This window comes from Leifsonia sp. A12D58, assembly GCF_047530025.1.
Taxonomy (GTDB): domain Bacteria; phylum Actinomycetota; class Actinomycetes; order Actinomycetales; family Microbacteriaceae; genus Cryobacterium.
In genome coordinates this window covers 190,500-205,662 of record NZ_JBLJAT010000004.1, presented here as the reverse complement: position 1 = coordinate 205,662, position 15,163 = coordinate 190,500, and the positions used below count along the sequence as shown (strand labels likewise).

Annotated in this window: 13 protein-coding genes; 2 read left to right on the top strand and 11 right to left on the bottom strand. The window is 62.8% G+C overall.

Going from position 1 to position 15,163, the window contains the following annotated elements; genetic code table 11:
* The first annotated feature begins 9 nt into the window (after window positions 1–9).
* Window positions 10–771 carry an SDR family NAD(P)-dependent oxidoreductase gene (locus ACMT3I_RS11695; protein WP_414804660.1) on the top strand — a complete coding sequence of 254 codons (762 nt, stop codon included), beginning with the start codon at window positions 10–12 and terminating at the stop codon, window positions 769–771.
* On the opposite strand, the gene ACMT3I_RS11690 is transcribed toward ACMT3I_RS11695, so the two are convergent.
* From ACMT3I_RS11690 to ACMT3I_RS11680, 3 genes are all read right to left on the bottom strand, one after another.
* Window positions 768–1,691: an anti-sigma factor gene (locus ACMT3I_RS11690; protein ID WP_414804659.1), complete on the bottom strand. Its 924-nt coding sequence runs from the start codon at window positions 1,689–1,691 to the stop codon at window positions 768–770. The two genes, ACMT3I_RS11695 and ACMT3I_RS11690, sit on opposite strands and share 4 nt — an antisense overlap.
* Complete coding sequence (gene sigK / locus ACMT3I_RS11685; protein ID WP_414804830.1) at window positions 1,688–2,230, bottom strand: ECF RNA polymerase sigma factor SigK; 543 nt, start codon at window positions 2,228–2,230, stop codon at window positions 1,688–1,690. The genes ACMT3I_RS11690 and sigK overlap by 4 nt, the downstream gene beginning before the upstream one ends.
* An 80-nt stretch (window positions 2,231–2,310) precedes the next feature.
* Complete coding sequence (locus ACMT3I_RS11680; protein WP_414804658.1) at window positions 2,311–4,029, bottom strand: cytochrome c biogenesis protein DipZ; 1,719 nt, start codon at window positions 4,027–4,029, stop codon at window positions 2,311–2,313.
* Between the two features lie 211 nt (window positions 4,030–4,240).
* On the opposite strand from ACMT3I_RS11680, the gene ACMT3I_RS11675 reads away from it, so the two are divergent.
* Entirely contained in the window at window positions 4,241–4,906 is a 666-nt protein-coding gene (locus tag ACMT3I_RS11675; protein WP_414804657.1) for a fasciclin domain-containing protein, read from the top strand.
* Between the two features lie 124 nt (window positions 4,907–5,030).
* On the opposite strand, the gene ACMT3I_RS11670 is transcribed toward ACMT3I_RS11675, so the two are convergent.
* The 8 genes from ACMT3I_RS11670 to ACMT3I_RS11635 form a co-directional block, all read right to left on the bottom strand.
* Window positions 5,031–5,567, bottom strand: a complete 537-nt coding sequence (locus ACMT3I_RS11670; protein WP_414804829.1) for a dihydrofolate reductase family protein — start codon at window positions 5,565–5,567, stop codon at window positions 5,031–5,033.
* A 160-nt stretch (window positions 5,568–5,727) separates the two neighbouring features.
* Window positions 5,728–6,264 carry a gluconokinase gene (locus ACMT3I_RS11665; protein WP_414804828.1) on the bottom strand — a complete coding sequence of 179 codons (537 nt, stop codon included), beginning with the start codon at window positions 6,262–6,264 and terminating at the stop codon, window positions 5,728–5,730.
* Window positions 6,264–7,502, bottom strand: a complete 1,239-nt coding sequence (gene manD, locus ACMT3I_RS11660; RefSeq protein ID WP_414804656.1) for a D-mannonate dehydratase ManD — start codon at window positions 7,500–7,502, stop codon at window positions 6,264–6,266. The genes ACMT3I_RS11665 and manD overlap by 1 nt, the downstream gene beginning before the upstream one ends.
* Window positions 7,503–7,547: 45 nt before the next feature.
* Complete coding sequence (gene uidB / locus ACMT3I_RS11655) at window positions 7,548–9,044, bottom strand: glucuronide transporter (RefSeq protein WP_414804655.1); 1,497 nt, start codon at window positions 9,042–9,044, stop codon at window positions 7,548–7,550.
* A 32-nt stretch (window positions 9,045–9,076) separates the two neighbouring features.
* A complete protein-coding gene (gene uidA / locus ACMT3I_RS11650) occupies window positions 9,077–10,858 on the bottom strand; it encodes a beta-glucuronidase (RefSeq protein ID WP_414804654.1) in 1,782 nt (593 codons plus the stop codon).
* Between the two features lie 267 nt (window positions 10,859–11,125).
* Window positions 11,126–12,565 (bottom strand): mannitol dehydrogenase family protein, encoded by a 1,440-nt coding sequence (locus tag ACMT3I_RS11645; RefSeq protein WP_414804653.1) that lies wholly within the window; start codon window positions 12,563–12,565, stop codon window positions 11,126–11,128.
* Window positions 12,562–13,971 (bottom strand): glucuronate isomerase, encoded by a 1,410-nt coding sequence (gene uxaC / locus ACMT3I_RS11640; protein ID WP_414804652.1) that lies wholly within the window; start codon window positions 13,969–13,971, stop codon window positions 12,562–12,564. Before uxaC ends, ACMT3I_RS11645 begins: the two co-directional genes overlap by 4 nt.
* A 107-nt stretch (window positions 13,972–14,078) precedes the next feature.
* Complete coding sequence (locus ACMT3I_RS11635) at window positions 14,079–15,128, bottom strand: LacI family DNA-binding transcriptional regulator (RefSeq protein ID WP_414804651.1); 1,050 nt, start codon at window positions 15,126–15,128, stop codon at window positions 14,079–14,081.
* Window positions 15,129–15,163: the final 35 nt, after the last annotated feature.

Sequence of the window (15,163 nt, the reverse complement as noted above, 5' to 3'; positions counted from 1 at the left end):
AGCACCAGCATGTTGTTGCTTGAGAACAAGGTCGCGATAGTACATGGAGCCGGCGGCGCTGTCGGCAGTGCCGTGGCCTCGGCGTTCGCTGAGGCGGGTGCCAGGGTCTTCCTCGCTGGCCGCACACTCGATTCGGTGCAGGACACAGCGGATGCCATCGGCACGGCAGATTCTGTCGTCAGCGAGGTGGACGCACTCGACGAACAGGCGGTCGAACGCCATGCTGCGATGGTGGCAGAGTCAGCCGGTCGAATCGACGTCGTCTTCAATGCGATCAGCGTGGATCCCGTACAGGGCACGGCATTGATCGACCTGCGGTTGTCCGATTTTCTGGCCCCGATCACCTCGTGGGTGTCGTCCCAGTTCTTGACCTCGCGCGCGGCAGCCCGGTACATGCTCGATCAGCGCTCCGGAGTTGTGCTGACGCTGTCGGCTTCCCCCGCACGCCTCGCTATCGGCATGACAGGTGGCTTCGGCGTGGCGAGCGCGGCCGTCGAAGGCCTCACCCGCACCCTCGCCGCCGAACTCGGTCCGCGCGGCGTGCGGGTGACCTGCCTCCGGCCGCACCGCATCGACGAAACACTGTCGGTTGCCGATTTCCCCGACGAGGATCCCGACGAATTCCGCAAATTCCTGAAGGGGATGACGCTCACCGGGACGCTGCCGACGCTCGCCGACGTGGCGAACACCGCAGTGTTTCTCGCCTCGGATCACGCGGCCGCGATGACGGGAACCGTGGTCAACCTCACCCTGGGGATGAGCGGCGACTAGGCGCTCTGCATCACCAGGATCGGATCCGTGGTCGGCTGCGCGGAACCACCCGTCGGCTCGACGGTCACCCCGACAGCGTCGCCGGCTGACATCGTGCCGTTGAGCACATGCCAGGTGGTTCCGGCATCCGCTGGGGTGAAGGTTCCCGCTGACGCCGCACCGCTGGCATCGATGTACCAGGCCTCGTAGACCTTGCCATCTGGCAGCTCAGGGAGGCCGTCGACCAGCACGGCTGACTGTCCCAGGGTGTTCGACCAGACGAGAGTCGCGGTTCCGCCGGTTTCGATGGGCGCAGAGGCCCGCTGGGCGTCATCCGCTGCCAGGATGTCGGCGAGCGCTGCCGCAGACGCATCGACGGCTGATGGCGCACTCACGTTGGTCAGGATGCTGCCGACGACTCCGCCGCCGATGAAGAGCGCGACGGCCGCGACAGCTGCCACGAGGATGCCGGTGGGCTTGGTGAGCCAGCGCATGCGAGCGCGGGTTTCGGCCCGACCCATCATCGGGGGTGCGGTGATGGGGGCATCGGTAGTAGGAGTTGCAGGAGCGACGGGGATGACCGGCGCTTCCGACTCAGCAGCGACATCTAGCGAGGCAGGAACATCCGACGAGGCAGGTGCATCGACAGAAGCAGCGGGGCTAGCCGCAGCTTTGACGGCTGGCAGTTGCGGTGTCGAGGCGATCCTCGCCATCAGGTCGAGCTTCATCCGCTCGGACGGGGTGACGGGGTTGGATGCGAGGCCCAGAAGCGCAGCGGTCTCCTGGAGTCCGTCAACTTCATCCCGCAGCGACTCTGACGTCTCAGCCGCACGTTCGAGCGCCGCAGCCTCGTCGGGGCTCACTGCATCGAGCGCATAAGCGCCAGTCAAATCTCGAGGGTCGATGCCGTCGCGCCCGTTGCCACGCGTGTTGTCGGTCATGATGCCACCCCCATTTCGTCTCGAAGCCTGATCATTCCATCTCGAAGTCTTGTTTTAACGGTACCGAGCGGAACTGAGAGAATCTCTGCAACTTCCGTATGGCTGTAGCCGCCGTAATAGGCGAGCGTGATTGCTTCGCGTTGAAGCTCGGTCAATCGCGCCATGGCCCTCTTCACCCTTTCGTGCTCGATACGGATCTCTGCTGTTTCGCTGACCTGGTCGTAGGCGGTCTCGGTGTCGCGCCTGCCGATTAGTTCGTCTCTGTCACGCCCGGCCTGGGACGCCCGCACCCGGTCGATCGCCCGGCGGTGTGCCATCGTGAGGATCCAGGTCATCGCTTTTCCACGACCGGCCTCGAAGCGAGTGGCGCTCTTCCAGATCTCGAGGAAAACCTCCTGGGCCACTTCTTCCGACTGCGAGTGGTCAACCAAGACCCGCTTGATCAGCCCGAGCACCCGCGGTGCGGTGCGGTCGTACAGCTCCGAGAAGGCGCTCTGATCGCCGGTCGCAATCCCCTCAACGAGTCGGTCGAGTGTCATCACCGTGCCGTCGACATCGGTGTCTCTGGGTTCTCGATCATTGCTCACAAGCTCAAGCATGACAGCACACACCGCTCGGACTATCCGAAAGTGAAGGAGTAGGCCTGAATACCGGGCGTCACTTTCACGTCGATGGTGCCGGATGAGTCGGTGTCGGCCTTCAGGATCTCGTACGAATTGGGGGTTCCGCTGACCGGGACATCGGTCGATTTGCCGTTGATCGTGACAGTGATCGTGCCTTCACCGGAGAGCACCATCCGCACCTCCTTGCCTGTGTAGTTGAGGCGCAGTGTCGCGGCATCCGGGCCCACTGGGGTGATCGACTGGGTGCCGAGCGTCCACGACCCGTCGAGAGCGAAGCTGTTGGCCTGCTGGTCCTTGGGAAAACTGAATTCGGTTGTTGCTGAGCTGTACTTCTCGCTGCCACTGAAATTCACCTTCTTGGTCGTACCGAGGTAGGTCTCGGGTGTTGTCGTTCCGGCCCCGGGGGTGTCGTCAGCGATCTCTGTCGCGGCCGGCAGTTTCACATCCGGATTCGCCTGCGTGAGCAGCTCGCGGATGAGCTTCTCGGTCGTTGCGTAGTCGCCCTCGCCGAACTTGATGTTGCGCACGACGCCATCAGCGTCGATCAGGTAGTGCGCCGGCCAGTAGCGGTTGCGGTAATTGGTCCAGGTCGACAGCGAGTTGTCGATGGCGACCGGGTAGTGGATGCCGAATCCCTCGGCGCCCGCGATCACGTTGCGCGGCTCCTTCTCGAATGCATACTCGGGCGAGTGCACGCCGATGACCTGCAGACCGGCGTCCTTGTAGGTGTCGTACCAGGCGGTCACATGCGGCAGCGAGCGCTGGCAGTTGATGCAGGAGTATGCCCAGAAGTCGACGAGTACAACTGTGCCCTTCTCGTCGGCCAGGCTGATGGGCTGGTTGTCAGGAGTGTTGAACCACTGCTGGATGCCGGTGATGCTTGGCGCGGTTCCGCAGCTTTCCAGCTCGGTCGCTCCCTCCGTGCACTTGTCGAGGTTCTTGTTCTCGTCGTTGACCAGTCCGCCAAGGTTGAGCGCTGCCTTCACCTCTGTTGAGTCGGCAATCTGCGACTGCAGATTGCTCGTGTAATCGGGCACAAGCTGCTGCAGCAACTGCGGCACGTTGAAGACCAGCCCGATCGCAAGGGCGATCATCACGACTCCCCCGGTGATCCTGATGCCCTTCTGACGCTTGCGGAACGCCTTCACCCGCTCGGCGACGCCGCGTCCGGCCAGTGCGAAGATCAGCAGCGGCAGCGCAGCCCCGAGAGCGAATGTGACGGTGAGCACGATGGTTTCAACGCCGATGCGCCCGGTCGAGCCGGCGACGGTGATCGCGGCGAGTACCGGACCCGCGCAGGGAACGTAGACGGCGCCGAGTGCGAGGCCGAGGGGGAATCCTCCCCTGTCTGTTCCCACTGCCTTCTGCGGGATAAGTGAGAACGGCTTCTCCAGGATGTGCTGGAAGGCCGGGACGATGAGCCCGATACCGATCAGGATCAACACGATGATGCCGGCCCAGCGCAAGACGTCCTGTGGCAGGCCGAGCACGCTCAGGATCAGTGAACCGATCAACGTCACCAGGCTGAAGCTGGTGATGAGGCCGAGGATCACGAGATAGGGACGCCACCTGGATGGCCTGACGAGAGCGTCGGCATCCGTTCTGGCCCCCTGCACGCCGCCCGAAAAGAAGATGACGGGCAAGACGGGCAGGATGCACGGGGATATCCCCGTGATGAGGCCTCCGAGAAAGCCGATAAGAGCGAGCGTGAACACGTGTCCTCCAGATGTGGGTCAAGAGGTGTTCGGCACACAGCGGCATTTCGATTGGAAAAAAGAAAGTCGAAAAAGTTCCAATCCGTTTGCTGTGGCTCTTCCGAACGACCCAGTGAAGGCCGGTTGCAGCTCACAGCGGTGGGTGCGACAAACGGGCCGGATGCAACTCACCGATCTCGATAACTGATCTGATTCACCAAGGAGAAATCCCATGCGATTCACCAAGCGCCACACCGTTGCAACACTCGCACTCGTCGCCGTTGCCACACTCGGCCTCGCGGCATGTTCCTCAACCAGCTCGACCGACACCTCGACCGAAGGCAGCAGTTCATCGTCCTCGGATTCGATGACCTCATCGGCCATGGCCGCTGATCCCGCTGCGGACCTCGTCGGTTCAGGCTGCGCCGCCTATGCAGAAGCGAACCCGACCGGTGCAGGCTCCGTCGTCGGCATGTCGACAGAACCCGTCGCCACCGCGGCAGCCAGCAACCCGATGCTCACCACGCTGACGGCAGCCGTCTCTGGCCAGCTCAACCCGGATGTGAACCTGGTCGACACCCTGAACGGCAGTGAATTCACCGTCTTCGCCCCGGTTGACAGCGCCTTCGCCAAGATCGACCCCGCGACAATCGAGACCCTGAAGACTCCGGAAGGTGCAGCGACGCTCTCGAAGATTCTGACCTACCACGTGGTTCCCGGCCAGATCTCGCCTGATCAGCTCACCGGCGACCTCACCACCGTCGAAGGTTCGACTGTGACGGTGACCGGCAGCGGTGACTCGCTCAAGATCAATGACTCAAGCGTCATCTGCGGTGGAGTGCACACCGCAAACGCGACCGTGTACCTCATCGACACCGTGCTGATGCCGACCGACTAATGCCCCTGAAGCTGCACGCAGCTGACGAGTGCACCCGGCTTACCCCGGTTTCCCCGTACACTCGCTGGCTCCGTGCAACAGAAGTCCCGACCATTCAGGTGGTCGGGACTTCTGTGTTTTGGGCCTACTCAGCCGGCGTATACGTGAGTATTGCGACGCCACTCTTCGTGATCTGGCTCTTGATCAGCGTGAATGCCCGGCCCTTGCCCTCCTCGAACAGGCGCTTTCCCGATCCGACGACAACCGGAAACACCATGAAGCGATACTCGTCGATGAGTCCGCGGTCTCCCAGATACGTGAAGAGTTCTGCGCTGCCGTTGATCAGGAGCGTCTGGTTCGTGGCTCCCGTGATCCTGGATATCTGGGCCGCGACATCCCCACTCAGGAATGTGGCATTCCACTCCGGTTCGGTGAGGGTATTCGTTGTCACGTATTTGGGCATGCTATTCATGCGTTCGCCGAAATCGCCGGTTCCTTCCATGGTCGGCCAGGCCGACTTGAAGCCCTCGTACGTCACGCGTCCCAGAAGAAGTGCGTCACTTTCGAAGAGATTGTCGTACTGGAATTTCGCGACCTCGTCATTGAAAAACAGGCCACTCCATCCGGGTTCTTCCATCACTCCGTCGAGCGACAGGTATTCAACTGCGATGACTTTGCCCATCACGACACCTCCATTCGCGTTCCCGGCGCAGTCGCAGGCTGTGACGTCGTCGCCCGGCCGATACTCAAATTATCCGCCTCAGAGCCCGCTATCGACCCCGGTAATTCATGTGGGTTGCCCGCGAAACAGGGGTGGCGGCGCTGGGCAAGGTCAGGTCAGGTCAGCGCACCCTGACTGTGCTTTGCTCGACCAGGTCGACAGCAGTCCGAACAATTTCATCGACTCCCCCGGCGACGTTCACGACACAGCCGTTCTCGTCTGCCTGCAGCAGCTCAAGGGCCTCGAATTGCGACTTCAACAGCGCCGGCGGCATGAAGTGCCCGCTCCGCCCCTCGATGCGTGCAGAGAGCACCGTCTGATCTGCATGCAGGTGCACGAAGAGCACACCGGGTGCTGCTGCATCGATTGCGTCGCGATAGCTGCGTTTCAATGCCGAGCAGGCCATCACGATTCCGGTCTCAGACGCGGCAGCGATCTGCTCACCGACCAGAGCGAGCCACGGCCAGCGATCCTCGTCGGTCAGCGGTGTCGCCTCCGCCATCTTCACAACGTTGCTGCGGGGGTGCAGTCCATCAGCGTCAGCGAACGGCACGTGCAGCGCTTCGGCGATAAGCGTGCCGATCGTCGTCTTGCCCGAGCCGGAGACTCCCATGACGACGACGAGCGGATGCGATTTCTTCAGCGTGTCCACGGCCATCACCAGTCGTGAACTGTGCCGTCGGCCAAGCGGTTGTATGGAAGGTACGCGGTCTCGTACGGATACTTTCCTGCTTCGTCGACATCGAACTCCACGCCGAGACCTGGCTTGTTGCCCGGGTGCAGGTAGCCGTCCTCGAAGGTCATTGACTGCTCGAAGACCGAGTTGGTCTTGTCACCGTGCTGCATGTACTCCTGGATGCCGTAGTTGTGGATCGCGAGGCCGACATGCAGCTGGGCCGCGAACCCGACGGGCGAGATATCAGTCGGCCCGTGGAACCCCGACTTGATCTGGTACATCGCCGCGTAGTCCATGACCTTCTTGAGCGGCGAGATGCCACCGAAGTGGGTGGATGCCGCCCGCACGTAGTCGATCAGCTGCTCCTTGATCAGCGACTGGAAGTCCCACACGGTGTTGAAGATCTCGCCGATGGCCAGCGGAGTCGTGGTGTGCTGACGCACCAGGCGCAGCGCTTCCTGGTTCTCGGCCGGCGTGCAGTCCTCCAGCCAGAACAGGTCATATGGCTCGAGCGACTTGCCCAGCTTGGCGGCCTGGATCGGCGTCATCCGGTGGTGGCCGTCGTGCAGGAGCGGCAGGTCGGGGCCGAACTCATTGCGCACGGCCTCGAACACCGTCGGCAGGTGGTGCAGGTACGACCGGGTGTCCCAGTCTTCCTGGGCAGGCAGCTTGCCGCGCTGGGCCGGCTCGTGGTCGTAACGAACGCCCTCGTTGCCCGGCAGACCCTTGTTCGACGCGATGCCATAGATCGACTCGAGTCCAGGTACCCCGGTCTGCACACGGATTGACCGGTAGCCGAGCTCCTGGTGGTGACGGATGCTGTCGAACAGCTCGGGCAGCTCCTTACCGGATGCGTGTCCGTACGCCATCATTTTGTCGCGGCTTGCCCCGCCAAGCAGCTGGTATACCGGCATCCCTGCGGCCTTGCCCTTGATGTCCCACAGCGCCATGTCGACGGAGGCGATGGCGGCCATGGTCACCGGGCCGCGGCGCCAGTACGCGCTTCGGTACAGGAACTGCCAGGTGTCTTCGATGCGCGAGGGATCGCGGCCAATCAGCTGCGGAACCACGTACTCGGTGAGGTACGTGACGACGGCAAGTTCGCGTCCGTTGACTGTTGCATCTCCGAGGCCGGTGATGCCGTCATCAGTCGTCAGCTTCAGCGTGACGAAGTTGCGGTCAGGGCTGGTCACGATGACTTCGGCTTTTTCGATCTTCATTGCTTTTCTTTCTGGTGAGGGCGCAGGCCTGCGAGGAATGCAGGGTTACTGGCGAGGAGGAATAGGGGTGTTCGCGCCTCGCGGGGCAGCGAACGCAGCAGTAGACAGCGACGGCGTGATCGGGGCAGCGGCACCGGTGAGTGCGCGGCGCTCCTTGATCTCGTTGACGATCTCCTTATGCCGCTTATCGGTCAGCGGGTAGAAGATCATGACGACGATGGCGAGCACGGATGCGATCAGCGGGATGAGTCCTGCACCGGCACGGATACCCAGCTCGGCGTGCGCCGACTGCTGCGCGGCGCCGGCGGCGTAGCCGCCCCAGGCCAGTGAGAATGCAGCGAGTGCACCACCGACCGCCTGGCCTGTCTTGCGGGTGAAGGAGAACAGCGCGTATGTGATGCCCTCGGCACGCACGCCGGTCTTCCATTCACCGTATTCGACGGTGTCGGCTTCAAGGGTCCACACCAGCATGTTCACCAGCACGATTCCGATCTGGCAGAGCACGAGCCCTGTGAAACCGAACCAGACCAAATCGGCTGGCGCGAAGAAGATCATCACGCCGCCGACGGCCATCACTGCCGCTCCGACGATGTATCCCAGACGCTTGCCGAAGCGGCGCACGATACTCGGGATGAACGCGGCGAGACCGAAGGTAGCAACCAACTGCACTATCGAAATGACCGCATAGAGCGGCAGGGCGTGCAGCACATCACGCAAGTAGTACAGCTGCACCGTGCTGAGCGCCAGCATGCCTGTCAAAAAGATGAAGGAGCTGATGCACAGCAGAAGCAGCGGCTTGTTGTGCTTGAGCACGGCGAAGCTCTGCTTCATCGACACGTGTTGCACATCGCGGGCCACCCGCTCCTTGGCTGTAAACGCAGTGAACAGGTAGAGCAAGGTACCGACGACGACGAAGCCGAGCGTCATGCTGGTGAACAAAACCTGCAGATCGGCACCGGGCACGATCAGCGGAGCGATGAAGATTCCGAGTGCAGCACCGACCACCGCGCCACCGATCGACCTGGCGCTGGCGAGCTTGGCGCGCTCACTGGCATCCTGGGTCATGGCGCCGGCCAGCGAGCCGTACGGAATGTTGACCAGGCTGTACGCCAGACCGAGTGCTGCGTACGTCAGGTATGCATAGAGCAACATGCCCGATTCGCCGATCTGCGGAACAGAGAACGCCGCAGCGGACAGCAGCAAGAGCGGCACTGAGCCGAACATGATGAATGGACGGAACTTGCCGAACCTCTTGCTGTACGTGCGGTCGACGATCCGACCGGCGAAAATATCGGCGAATGCGTCGAACAGGCGCACCACGAGCAGCAGGGTTCCTGCTGCCGCTGCCGAGATCCCTGCGACATCCGTGTAGTAAATGAGCAGGAACATCGTCGCCGTCGTGAATGCGAGGTTGTTCGCGGCGTCGCCGGCTCCGTAACCGACGATGCTGAGCTTGCTGAGTTTTCCGCCGCCTTCGGTTGAAGACGGTGAAGAGGGTGAAGCGGATGGCGTTGCGGTGGTGCTGGTGTCAGTCGAAGTCATGGGGCTCCCTTGCCCATCGAGGTGAAAAGTAGTCAGTTGGCGCGTCGCGTCCAGCGCGCACGAAGCGCGTGTGCCGCTGCCTTGGGCCGGCGATCACGGGTGAAAACACCCTTTTTATTGCCGTCGACGCGGAAGATGCCGTTCGAGGTCTGGAAGTCTGCGAAGTTCCAGACCTGCTCGCCGACGAACTCGTCAATGCGGTCGAACACGCGGTGGTTCATCTCGAGGTAGGCACTCTGGTACTCCTCGGTCCACGGGGCGTCGAAGATCGAGTGCAGTCCCGGCTGCGTGTCTGCGCCGTACTCGGTCATGATGATCGGCTTGCCATACTTCTCGGCCCAACCCCGCAGTTCGGCTTCAAGATGAATCTCAGCGCTGGCCAGGTCTCCGGTGTCGACGTACCAGCCGTAGTAGCGGTTGAGGCACATCACGTCGAACAGGTCGGAGATGAGGTCGTTCTGGTAGGTGGCGAACATGACGTTCACGAAGGTGATCGGGCGCGTCGGGTCGAGCTCACGGGTGAGTGTTGCCAGCGGTTCGAAGTACTCGCGTGCCCCGGCTTCACTGGAGCTCGGCTCGTTGGCGATCGACCACATCACGACACAGGCGTGGTTCTTGTCGCGGGCGATCAGCTCGCGAATGGCCTGCGCGTGGGCGGCCTGCGTTGCGTCGTTGATTGTCGCTGGCGAGAACGTCGGCTGCTGGATGCCACCGAAGATGCCACCGCCCATCGCCAAGTTGAGCCCGACGGCCGCTGTCTCATCGATGACGACGATGCCGTGGCGGTCCGCGAAGTCCATCACCTCTTCGGCGTATGGATAGTGCGAGGTGCGGAACGAGTTGGCGCCGATCCATTCCATCAGCTGGAAGTCGTGAACCAGGTAGGCATTGTCGTGCCCCTTGCCGCGTACTGCGCTGTCTTCGTGCTTGCCGAAGCCGGTGAAGTAGAACGGGGCGCCGTTGATCAAGAACTCGGCACCGCGTACTTCAACCGTGCGCACGCCGACAGCGAGCGTGTAGCTGTCGACGAGGTGGCCGTCGATGACCGCCTCGGCGGTGAAGTCGTACAGGTAGGCGGCGCCCGGCTGCCAGAGAGTCACGCCGTCGATGCTGACGGTGCCGGTTGCCCCGGTTGCTTCACCGACGAGCGCTCCGGCTGCATCGTGGATACTGACGCGTACGTCTGCATCGCCCACCGTCGAGATCGTGTAGCCGACGATGCCTGTCGAGCCGTCGACATCGGTCGTCACTGTCACATCGCCGACGTGGACGGCGGGAACGCTGTAGAGGTAAACGGAACGGGGAAGGCCTGCGTAGTTGTAGAAGTCGTGCATGTACTTCTGCTGGCGACGGCCATCAGCAGCGACCGTGATGGTTCCGGGTGGAATCGTCTCGTTGGTGAGTTCGTTGTTGACGGCGACCGTGAGGCGGAATTCCTCACCGGCGGTGACCAGGTCTGTCACGTCGGCTTCGAACGGCGTGTAGCCGCCGATGTGCTCGGCGACCAGCGAGTCATTCACGTACACGCGGCCAGCGTGAGTGGCTGCATCGATGCGTACGAAGACGCGCTCGTCTGCCCAGCCACGGGGCACGCGCACCTCACGCTGGTAGTAGACCCAGCCGACGTGGTCGCGGATGGCGGCGTCGGTGAAGATGTCGTTGTAGCTGGCGGGAACCGGAGCTTCAAGCTCGGTGTCGAGTCGGGCAGAGAACCAGCGCTCAGCTTCGGCTGAACGATCGACATCGACCTTGAACTTCCAGAGGCCATCGAGGTTGTTCAGCTCTCGGGTGCGGCTCGACTGCGGCTTCAACATTGAGTACCTTTCGTTCGCGTCATTGCGATGCGCGACATTGCGATGTGGTCGTCGACCCCGGTGCTGCGTTCACGCCGGCGTTCGTTCGTGAGACAAGTGAAACACGTTCAGCTGGAGTTGGCAAGCGGTTGCCACAAGTTGTTGCCGAATGGCCAGCTCCCACCCATATTCGGCCCGACTTCTCTCAGGTACGCAGCCGAACTGTGGGCGGGCAGCGCAGGGCGGGGGTGGGGAGCTCCCCACCCGCGCCCTCAGACTTCACCGGGATTACGCGGCCTGATACTCCGCTACAACAGCTGCGACATCAGCCAGGATTGCTTCGTCGTTCACCAGACGCTGGTCGATCAGGCCGACAAGCCGAGCGATGGCAACCTGCCGTGGCTGAGCAGCAGCCGCGGCGGCGATGGCCACTGACTCGGCATCCACCATGTCGCGACCTGCAAGAACAAGCGTTACCCAGGAGCCGATGGCACGGATGCCGACTGCCGCCGTCCGCCCATCCGCCCGCTCGGCCAGAACCGTCGGCACTATGCGTACCCGCAGCTTTGTCACCGCTTCCGCTGAGATCTGCGCAAGCCTGTGTTCGATCCTGGCGTTGTCGAAACGTTCGATGAGTGCGGCGCGATACGCGTCGAGCTCGAGCAACTGGGCAGGCAGGTGCCGCGCCGCGTCATCCCAGAAGTCATAAACCCAGCCGCGGCAGAGCGGATCCGCCATTGCAGCGGCAACCGTCTCGTGACCCCGGAGCAGTCCCGCATACGCCAGCACACTGTGTGCGCCGTTCAACAGCCAGAGCTTACGGCGCTCGAACGGCTCGATGTCGTCGACGAAGCGCGCGCCTGCCTTCTCCCATGCCGGTCGACCAGCAGGGAAATCCCCGCTCAGCACCCAGTCCTTGAATGGCTCAGTGACGACAGGAGCATTGTCACGCCACCCGGTGAGCTCACCCGCGGTGATGATGTCGTCGTGGGTGGTCTTTGGCGTGATTCGATCGACTGATGTTGAGACGAATGACACATTGTCGGCTATCCAGCTCGCGGTGTCTGCGTTCACCAGCGTGGCAACAGCACGCACCGCAGACTCAACGAGCGGGCCGTTATCTGGCATGTTGTCGCAGGGCACGATTGCGATTGCCCCCACACCGGCCTGGCGTCTGGCGTCAAGACCCAGCACGAGCCGGCCGAGCGTAGTCGTCGGCCCCGCCGCGCCGATCGTTGCCGCAGAGGCGCGACCCAGATTGTCCTGCAGCCACACGATGTCGTTGACGAGTGCGTGGTCGCCGAGATCAGGGGTGCCATTTGCGCGCAGCCGGTATCCGGCCTCCGTCACAGTCAGGGTCACGAGCGCAGTCTCGGCCGCGGCCATCAGCTCGAGGAATCGCTGCAGGTCGCTGCCGTCAATAGCTTCGACGATGCTCGTGACGACTGATGCGGTATCACCGGAGTCCGAGCGTTCGATCAGCGTGTAGAGGCCGCCTTGCGGTGCAAGCTCGAGTGCGGCCTGGGCGCTCCGCCCGGTGAATGCAGCAATCCCCCATTCGCACTGCTCGTCGACTTCTGCGGTGAACCAGGCCTGATGCGCGCGGTGGAAAGCACCGAGCCCCAGGTGGATGATACGCACGGGAGGGGTCTGGAAACTCGCACCCGTGCGCGTTTGATAAGCCGCGCGGTTGAGCGGGCCAAGTGTGGTGTCTGATGCAGTGGTCACAGTTTGAAGACCGTTCTCGGGAGGATGTCGACCAGGTCGACGATGATGCGATCGGCGGCTGCAGAGTCGATACGCCCCTCACGAACGAGGCGGGCGAGGAACGCTGCGTCGAGTCGACGTGACATATCGTGCCTGGCCGGGATCGAGAGGAACGCACGCGTGTCATCAATGAATCCGGAGCTGCGATAGAAGCCGGCGGTTTCCGTTACCGCCGATCGGAACCGAAGCACGGCATCTGGTGCATCGAGGAACCACCAGGGCGCTCCCACGTACACACTCGAGTAGAAGCCGGCAAGCGGGGCAATTTCGCGGGAGTACGAGGTCTCATCGACGCTGAACAACACCAGGTGGAAGTCGGGTTTGTTGCCATACTTCTCAAGCAGTGGGCGCAGCGGGTCGACATACGTCGTGGCGACGGGGATGTCGTGGCCGGTGTCCGGGCCGAACTCGTCGAAGGTCTCACTGCTGTGGTTGCGGAAGACACCGGGGTGCACCGTCATGACCAGACCGTCATCGACGCTCATCCTGGCACTTTCGAGCAGCATGCGCCCCGCGAATACCTTGTTTTCCTCTGCAGTCAGACTGCCCGTCAATGCGCGGGCGAAGAGAGCGGATGCCTCTGACTCTGTGAGGTCGACGGTGAGCGGCTGGAGTACGCCGTGGTCTGCCGATACAGCGCCGTGCTCGACGAAATAGCGGCGGCGACCGGCTAGCGCTTCGATATAGCCCGCATAGCTGGAGGTGGCCGAGCCGTTCCACTCTGCCAGGTTGGCAACCCGGTCGGCCCAGCCCGGTGTTGCCGGGTTGAGATATGCATCCGGTCGAAATGTGGGCAGGACGCGTCCGGCGAAGAGTGGATCTGCGGCGAGTGCGCTGTGCGCGGCCAGGTCATCCATCGGGTCGTCGGTTGTTGCCATCACCTCAATATTGAATTGAGAGAACAGGGCGCGCGGCCTGAACGCATCGGTGGCAAGCGCAGCCTGGATCACGTCGAACAACGCGTCTGCCGTCGACGGTGACGGCTGCACGTTGATGCCGAACAGCGTGGCGAACTCGTGCTGCAGCCAGTATCCGGATGCCGTGCCCGCGTAAAGGTGCCAGTGCGCACAGAACGTGCGCCACACGTCACGCGGTGCGGCGACGGCGCCGCCCGTGCGACTCGGGATACCGAGGTCAGTCAACGGCACACCGGCAGCATGCATGAGCCGGGTCACGTAGTGGTCGAACCGGATGAACAGCTCGGCAGCGTCAACGAACGGCTCGTCATCAAGCAGGAGTCGCGGATCGACGTGGCCGTGGGGCGAGATGATCGGCAATTCTGCGACGCGCTGGTAAAGGCCGCGGGCGACATCGCGCGTGGCCGGGTCTACCGGAAAGAGACGGTCTGGATCGAGGTGCAAAGTCATGGACACTCCTTCATTGAACAGCGGGATAGAAAGTTTGTCAACCGGTTGCCAAAAATGGATGCGACGATCCACCAATCGTCGGCCGTGCCGATCAGGCGGGCTTTCGCCTAGACGAGGACGGGGCCGGTCGAGCCCCTGACGATGAGTTCGGTCGGCAACGGAGAGTTGTCGGCACGAGCCGGAGTACCGTCTGCGTACTCATCGATGAGTTCAAGCGTCAGCCTGATCGCCCGCTCGCCGATCGCTCCGAGCGGCGTGCGAATCGTGCTGAGCTGCGGCGACGTGAAATCAGAGCCGAAGATGTCATCGAAGCCGATGATGCTCAGTCGCCCTGGCACATGGATTCCCTGCTCCTGGGCTGCGCGCATCAGGCCAATGGCCATCAGGTCGTTGTAGGCGATGACCGCCGTCACGCCAGAGGCGACAACGCGAGAGAGGGCATCCGTACCGCCATCGAGGGTCGGCACACCTGGGCCGATCTCGACGATCGTCATGCCGAGTTTCGGGGCCCTTTCCATGAGCGCCTCCCAGCGTGCGCCGCTCATCCAGGAGTTGGCCGGTCCAGACAGGAAGGCGAGCGACGTGTGCCCGAGCTCGGCGAGGTGCGCGAGCGCCTCATCGATTCCGGGGCCCAGGTCTGGAATGATGCCGTGGATGCCATCGACCTTGCGATTGATGACGACGAGGGGCTTGCGTTCGGCGAGCTCTCGGATCTGCTCGTCGCCCAGCCGGGTGGTGACGAGCACCAGGCCATCAACCGAGGGGGCGACCCGCTCGGCCGCTTCGGCTTCCCGCTCGCCCGACTCCTGGGATTCCGACAGGATCAGTGTGTAGCCGCGACGGCTCGCCGCCCGCTCAGCACCGCGCACGACGTCGAAGAACATCGGGTTCGTGATGTCGGCGAGCAGAAGCCCCAGTGTGTTGGTTCGGCCGGTCGGCAGCGCCCGTGCCATCGGGTTGAGCCGGTAATTCAGCTCCTTCGCCGCAGCGTGGATGCGCTCTTCGGTTTTAACGTTGATGCGCCCCGGCTTACTCAGCGCTCGAGAGACGGTCGACGGGTTCACACCGGCCAATTTGGCTATGTCGTAGATCGTCGCAGGCGCTTTGGAGCGTCGACTGACCCGCGCTTCTGTTACAGCGGCATCTTCACTCGTCACGGTCTGCTTACCTCTCTCGGCGTCAATTCTCTCAT

Bases quoted from the DNA above. Each gene is read 5' to 3' on its own strand.
- uidB (WP_414804655.1), bottom strand. From the start codon at position 9,044: ATGACTTCGACTGACACCAGCACCACCGCAACGCCATCCGCTTCACCC.
- uidA (WP_414804654.1), bottom strand. From the start codon at position 10,858: ATGTTGAAGCCGCAGTCGAGCCGCACCCGAGAGCTGAACAACCTCGAT.
- ACMT3I_RS11690 (WP_414804659.1), bottom strand. From the start codon at position 1,691: ATGACCGACAACACGCGTGGCAACGGGCGCGACGGCATCGACCCTCGA.
- ACMT3I_RS11665 (WP_414804828.1), bottom strand. From the start codon at position 6,264: ATGGCCGTGGACACGCTGAAGAAATCGCATCCGCTCGTCGTCGTCATG.
- sigK (WP_414804830.1), bottom strand. From the start codon at position 2,230: ATGACACTCGACCGACTCGTTGAGGGGATTGCGACCGGCGATCAGAGC.
- ACMT3I_RS11695 (WP_414804660.1), top strand. From the start codon at position 10: ATGTTGTTGCTTGAGAACAAGGTCGCGATAGTACATGGAGCCGGCGGC.
- uxaC (WP_414804652.1), bottom strand. From the start codon at position 13,971: ATGACTTTGCACCTCGATCCAGACCGTCTCTTTCCGGTAGACCCGGCC.
- manD (WP_414804656.1), bottom strand. From the start codon at position 7,502: ATGAAGATCGAAAAAGCCGAAGTCATCGTGACCAGCCCTGACCGCAAC.
- ACMT3I_RS11675 (WP_414804657.1), top strand. From the start codon at position 4,241: ATGCGATTCACCAAGCGCCACACCGTTGCAACACTCGCACTCGTCGCC.
- ACMT3I_RS11670 (WP_414804829.1), bottom strand. From the start codon at position 5,567: ATGGGCAAAGTCATCGCAGTTGAATACCTGTCGCTCGACGGAGTGATG.